Source organism: Vibrio sp. 1-Bac 57, from assembly GCF_037546855.1.
Classification (GTDB): domain Bacteria; phylum Pseudomonadota; class Gammaproteobacteria; order Enterobacterales; family Psychromonadaceae; genus Psychromonas.
This window is the reverse complement of sequence record NZ_JALAAC010000071.1, coordinates 1-6,585: the sequence shown is the minus strand read 5'-3', so window position 1 is coordinate 6,585 and position 6,585 is coordinate 1. Positions and strand designations below refer to the sequence as shown.

The 6,585-nt window shown below is 37.7% G+C and carries 5 protein-coding genes; all 5 read left to right on the top strand.

Going from position 1 to position 6,585, the window contains the following annotated elements; genetic code table 11:
• Positions 1-120 precede the first annotated feature (120 nt).
• Complete coding sequence (locus MT391_RS20380; RefSeq protein ID WP_499499893.1) at positions 121-264, top strand: hypothetical protein; 144 nt, start codon at positions 121-123, stop codon at positions 262-264.
• A 573-nt stretch (positions 265-837) separates the two neighbouring features.
• Positions 838-2,040, top strand: coding sequence for an efflux RND transporter periplasmic adaptor subunit (locus MT391_RS20375; protein ID WP_499499891.1), 1,203 nt, complete (start codon positions 838-840; stop codon positions 2,038-2,040).
• Positions 2,040-4,001 (top strand): MacB family efflux pump subunit, encoded by a 1,962-nt coding sequence (locus tag MT391_RS20370; protein WP_499499889.1) that lies wholly within the window; start codon positions 2,040-2,042, stop codon positions 3,999-4,001. The genes MT391_RS20375 and MT391_RS20370 overlap by 1 nt, the downstream gene beginning before the upstream one ends.
• Before the next feature lie 987 nt (positions 4,002-4,988).
• Entirely contained in the window at positions 4,989-5,702 is a 714-nt protein-coding gene (locus MT391_RS20365) for a PEP-CTERM sorting domain-containing protein (protein WP_499499887.1), read from the top strand.
• Positions 5,703-6,026: 324 nt separating this feature from the next.
• The coding region (locus MT391_RS20360; protein WP_499499885.1) for a transposase at positions 6,027-6,585 on the top strand (559 nt) is incomplete at its 3' end.

Below are 6,585 nucleotides of genomic sequence, written 5' to 3'. Positions count from 1 at the left end.
GTTTACTAGGAGTTTTTCGAAATGTTAGAAGAGATCGTGGACACCCATCTACTTTGACGAGTCATCATTACTCTTCTATCTGTTAGTTATGTGGTTTTTACATGCTAAGAGATAGTTGTTATGACACAGTCTCGCCAATCTCAGGTATCGTTATCTGATACAGCTTACTATCACTGTATTTCCCATTGTGTTCGCCGCGCTTATTTGTGTGGTCAGGATAAATACGCAGAAAAGTCTTTTGAGCATCGACGTCAGTGTAGGTAAATTATGGACACTCAAGCATTGAACTTAGCAATTTCATTTGGTTAATAAACTAAGTCGATATGCTCTTTGGTCATCATTTCTAACAAGAATTTATATTCTAATTAATCCCTGTTTAAGTCATGTTAAACACTCACTTATTTGAAAGGAAGTATCATGAAACTAACCCTTTATCACATGGGGCATTGCCCATTTTGCAAACGAGTTAATAGCGGGGGGGGGTAAAGTCCAAGTACCTTGTCTATTGATTTTTGAAAAGGGTAAAAGTGCTCAGTGGTTGTATAAGTCTCAAGATATTATCCACTTTTTAAAACAATATTATTAAGCAAGTATGAGGCTGTTAATGCTTGATGACCCTGTAAATAATTCTATGCAACCTTGATTTGATGACTTTAAATCAACAGCCTTTTGCTTTTCTCGATAACTTAATGTGCCATGTTAGAACCACTCATCAACTCCTTACTCATTTACCTATCATTCAGTAAATTAAATTTCTTTTATTTTTGTTTTCTTCAAATTGTCTACACATTTGTTCGTTATGATCCAATAAGTTGAAAATAAAGGTAAAACATCATAATGAAAAACTTAAAGCTAACATTGAGTATTGTACTTGTTATCGTCTTGGTAGCAGGAGCCTCCATCTATTTTTATGTTAAAAACTCAGAGCCTGAGGTCACTTTTTCGACTCAACCTGTGGTGACTGGAAATATTGAAAATACTGTATTAAGCAACGGCGTTTTATATCCCTATAAAATGGTTAATGTTGGGGCTCAGGTATCGGGGCAGCTACAAAAAATTGCAGTTAATCTTGGGGATACGATCAAACAAGGTGATTTGATTGCGCAAATTGATAACCTGACGCAAAAAAATCTACTTCAAGAAGCGCAAGCTTCTCTTAATAACATTAATGCGCAATATCGTGCAAAACAAGCTCAAATACATGAGTCAAACTTAGCATTTGAACGCCAAGCGAAAATGCTCAAGCAAAAGCTTAGTTCACAGGCTGATTATGATATTGCTGAAGCTGCGCTGTTAGTTTATAAAGCGGAGTTAGAGCAACTGTTAGCAGAAAAAGAGAAAGCATTAATTAGTGTTAACAATGCCGAGATAGATCTTGGTTATACAACCATCTCTTCACCGATTGATGGCACGGTTATTTACGTTTCTGTTGAAGAAGGGCAAACCGTGAACACCAATCAATCAACTCCTTCGATTATTGAAGTTGCACAGTTAGATGTAATGACGGTTAAAGCGCAAATTTCTGAAGCGGATATTATCAATGTGAAAGCAGGCCAAAAAGTGTACTTCTCTATTTTAGGCGCCCCTAATAAAAAGTTTGAGGGGGTACTTCGCTCTATTGAGCCTGGCCCAACCTTGTTAACGGGTGACGATAGTAAACTCGCTATTGGGGATAGTGATGCAATTTATTACAACGCGTTATTTGATGTTGAAAATAAGCAGAATTTATTACGTGTTGGCATGACAGCACAAGTCTCTATTGTTTTAGGTTCTGCGGAAGAGGCATTATTAATTCCTTCACAAGTGCTGACCAGTAAATCAGAAAGAAATGATCAATATAGAGTGTCTATTTTAGTGGATGGAAAAATAGAAAAAAGAAAGGTTGAGATTGGCATCAATAATAAAGTGCAAGCACAGGTATTAAGTGGCTTAAACGAAGGTGATCAAGTCATTCTTGGGCAATCAAGTGTCAAAGAGGTGAGAACCCGATCTGCACTTCAATTAAATGATAAGCAACCCGGTGGAGGCAGACGTCCATAATGCAAGATATACTCTTAAAAGTTAATCAGTTAAGCCGTCATTTTCCTGCAGGTGACCAACAGTTAACGGTACTTAACAATATTGATTTAACCATTCGCCGAGGGGAAATGGTTGCCATTATTGGGGCATCTGGATCAGGTAAATCAACACTCATGAATATATTAGGGTGTTTGGATAAACCCAGTGAAGGGAGCTATCAAGTTAATGGTGATGATACTGCGCTTATGGGGCCTGAACAATTAGCTCAATTACGTCGTAATTATTTTGGTTTTATTTTTCAACGCTATCATTTGTTAGAAGATTTAACCGCGCTTAAGAATGTAGAAATACCAGCACTTTATTCAGCGGAAAATAAAGCCTCTCGTCAAGCAAGGGCGCAAAGTCTGTTAGAAAGATTGGGGTTAGGTGATCGATTAGATCATAAACCAAGCCAGTTGAGTGGTGGTCAGCAACAACGTGTAAGTGTGGCGCGTGCATTAATTAATGGCGGGAATATCATCTTAGCGGATGAACCGACTGGAGCGTTGGATAGCCAAAGTGGCCATGAAATGATGGCTTTGTTAAGGGAGTTACATCAGCAGGGGCATACGATCATCCTTGTTACCCATGATCCTAAAATTGCTGCAACGGCTGATCGTATCATCGAAATTGCTGATGGCAGTATTATTAGCGATAAACCTTCGAGCCAATCTTCTGCGATATCAGAAGAAAAACAGCTAACAGAAGGTAATCGGTTAGATCCTAAAAAACAAAAAAAGATCAGTGCTTGGTTTAGTTTTAGCGAAACCTTAAAAATGGCAATTGGGTCGATGGCAAGTCATCGATTAAGAACATTCTTAACCATGTTGGGCATTATTATTGGTATTGCCTCTGTTGTTTCAGTAGTGGCTATCGGTAATGGCTCTCAGGAATCTGTGTTAAAAAGTATGGCCTCAATGGGGACCAATAGCATAGTGATAAAACCAGGATCTGGTTATGGTGATAGGAGAGCGGGACGAGTACAAACCTTAACCGCAGATGATGCAACAGCATTGAGTAGTCTCTCTTTTGTGGATAGTGTTACCCCAACGGTACGCGTTAATGTCGCAGTGCGTTATGGCAATGAAGCCGTGACCGCTGAAATACAAGGTGTTGGCCCGGATTATTTTAGAGTGGGTGGCTTTGAATTAGCTCAAGGGCAGTTATTTGAAGAAGATAGTGTGACAGATTTAGAGCAAGTCGCCGTTATTGACAATAATACGCTCAAAGACTTATTCCCTAGTGGAGATGCGCTGGGTAAAGTTATTTTTCTAGGGCGTTTACCGGTTCGGATTATAGGGGTGACGGCACCCCGAGAAATGGCCTTTGGTAATAGTGATTCATTAAATGTTTGGTTACCATACAGCACTGTGAATGCACGTATTTATAGTCAAAATAACGTTGATGATATTACGGTACGTGTCAGTGATACGGTATCAAGTACAGCGGCAGAACAAGCGATTATTAACTTAATAAAAATGCGCCATGGTGTTGAAGACTTCTTTACGATTAATACCGATACAGTGAAAGAAAATCTTGAAAAAACATCATCGACGATGACTTTGCTTATCTCTGCTATTGCTTTTATTTCTCTTGTTGTTGGCGGGATTGGCGTGATGAATATTATGCTGGTTTCAGTCACAGAGCGTACTAGAGAAATTGGTATTCGTATGGCCGTTGGTGCAAGACAATCTGATATCTTAAAACAATTCTTAATTGAAGCGGTCTTGATTTGTATTTTAGGTGGCACATTAGGCATTAGTTTTGCGTATTTAATTGGTATTATTCTTTCTGCAGCGGGCAGTAGTTTAACCATGGTTTATTCATTAACGTCTATTATTGCTGCTTTTGCTTTCTCTACTGCTATTGGCGTCTTATTTGGTTTCTTACCTGCTCGTAATGCGGCAAGGTTAAATCCTGTTGAGGCGTTATCAAGAGGCTAGAAAGCATTAAACGGCGTGACATTAATAGTTAACGTGGACTCCCAAACATTGACCTTATAAATAACAATTAGTTAACGATAAAGTTGATTCTCTATGTGGCTACGTTAAATCTTCCGTTGAGTTTTCTGAATTAATGATTGCCTTCAAGTAAGCTAATGCAAGGAGTGGTTTACTCAATAGCATAGTGTTATGAGCGAGCTAAGCTCTGCGTGCCCTTTGCTATTCTAGCTCAGCTCGGCATAAGGACGTGGCGTATGAGCGGAATGAGATCGTGGACACTCATCTACTTTGACGAGTCATCATTACTCTTCTATCTGTTAGTTATGTAAAGATGCGGAGACCCATCAATTTTGATGAGTCATAATTATTCTTCTATCTTTTAGTTATGTGGTTTTTACATGCTAAGAGATAGTTGTTATGTAAGCGATCTACAAACTCACCTAGCTAAATTTATCCCAAGCGGTTAACTGCTCATTTTTAATATTCCAGGGCAGTAAAGCTTTTATCTGTTCGACACTTTCATTTTAAACGTACCGTTTCGGACGTGCAAAGGACACGCAGAGCTTAGTCCGCTCATAACACTATGCTGTCGCATAAATCGCTCCATGCAGGTTCCCTGCTCTTTTATTAAGTTTTCAGCTAAAATAATTGACTGTGTTTTGAATTTTAAACTGTTCGCTTGTATACGTTCATCCATGTACTAGCCTCAACTAATCCAAACATCGATAAACTGTTATTTATCTTTTTGAAAGATTTTTTTAATAAAAAAGCTTTTTACTATAAAACGTCGGTTTTGTTTACATTTTATAACTAACTTAAATCATCTTTTCATCTCACCTCATGTAAAACAGCTAGTTAGAACAGGTTTATTTATTGGTGCAATACTTGCTTTATTATAATTAACCTTAATACTTCATTTAGAAAGTTTAACTAACAACTAACAACGAATGAGTATTAAATGTCTTTCCTCATAATTAGGGATGAATTATGAAAAATTTAATTGTTAGCACATTATTTACTTGCGCTCTATTTTCTACAGCTCAAGCAAATGCATCTGTAATCTTTGACTTTCAAGAATTAACAGATACCAATATGGGACAAATTTCTGGTACTTTAGCTAATGGTAATGCTTTTCCTCTAGCGAATTCAGGTGAAATAGCATTTAATTCTTTTGATTGGAGCAAAAGTGGTGTTTCACTTACGGCCTCTGCGTCATTTGCTGGGACAGGTACTTACTCAGATACATATGCAGGTGCTTACAGCGCAGGTGATAACCTCAAATCATGGGCATACTTAGATGCTGGAAGTGCTGGTTTAGGTGTTTGTAGCTTAGGGTTGAAAGGCAATAATCAATGTAACCCTAACAGCGATGATAATGTGACAGTAAATGAAGTTTTACAAATAACATTTGACCAACTTGTTAGTATTGACTTCAGTCAAACTGTTTTTAAAAATGATAGTCACAACGTATTTTCACCAATGCTTGATATCAGTTTAAATAATGGAAGTAGTTGGGCATTTATGGATACTAGCAGCACATTAATCAGTGATAGCTTCTATTTTCGTACTAATAGTACACCTCAACAGTTTTATATTAATGTACTAGCAGTTGCTTCAGTTCCAGCACCTGCTTCTCAGATTTTGTTTGGTATAGCGCTAGTTGGTTTTGGATTAACAAGAAAATTGAAAGTAAATAACTAAAAATAATATTAGCCTCGATTAATCGAGGCTTTTTTTGTCGATTGTCTGAATATACAACTCTTTAATAACAAGTATCACTCCCTCTAGATCCCCATCAGATATCGTGGACACCCATCAACTTTGACGAGTCATAATTACTCTTCTATCTTCTATCTTCTATCTTCTATCTTTTAGCTATGTGGTTTTTACATGCTAAGAAGTAGTTGTTATGACACTGTAACTAAAGCTGTGTTACTAAAGCTGGACAGCCATAAACTTCGACTGATTTAAATTTTAAAACTATCTTTTATAAATGCTTATTTTGAATTTAGGAGGTAGTTTATTATGACTCAATCTCGGCAGTCTCAAGTCTCGCTATCAGATACGCCTTATTATCATTGTATTTCGCGTTGTGTTCGCAGGGCTTACTTGTGTGGTGAAGATAAATACACCGAAAAATCCTTTGAACATCGCCGTCAGTGGTTTGTTGAGCGAATGCATTACCTCGCTTCTCTTTTTAATATTGATATCTGCGCTTACGCTATCATGTCCAACCATTATCACCTCGTATTGCACATAGATGAGCAACATAATGAAAGCTTAACGCATGAAGAAGTTTGTGAGCGTTGGTGTCAGCTCTATTCAAAACCTGTATTAGTTGAGCGTTGGCAATCCGAGCAAACCACCTCAGAAGCCGAAAATAGAGCTGCATTATCTATTATTGATAGCTGGAGAGGACGATTAGCTGATATTTCATGGTTTATGCGCTGTTTAAATGAATTCATTGCGCGTAAAGCGAATAAAGAAGATGAATGTTCAGGCCGTTTCTGGGAAGGACGTTTTAAGTCTCAAGCTTTATTGGATGAAGATGCATTATTAACCTGTATGGCTTATGTCGACCTAA

Coding starts and splice junctions, on each gene's coding strand:
- MT391_RS20365 (WP_499499887.1), top strand. CDS start 4,989: ATGAAAAATTTAATTGTTAGCACATTATTTACTTGCGCTCTATTTTCT.
- MT391_RS20380 (WP_499499893.1), top strand. CDS start 121: ATGACACAGTCTCGCCAATCTCAGGTATCGTTATCTGATACAGCTTAC.
- MT391_RS20370 (WP_499499889.1), top strand. CDS start 2,040: ATGCAAGATATACTCTTAAAAGTTAATCAGTTAAGCCGTCATTTTCCT.
- MT391_RS20375 (WP_499499891.1), top strand. CDS start 838: ATGAAAAACTTAAAGCTAACATTGAGTATTGTACTTGTTATCGTCTTG.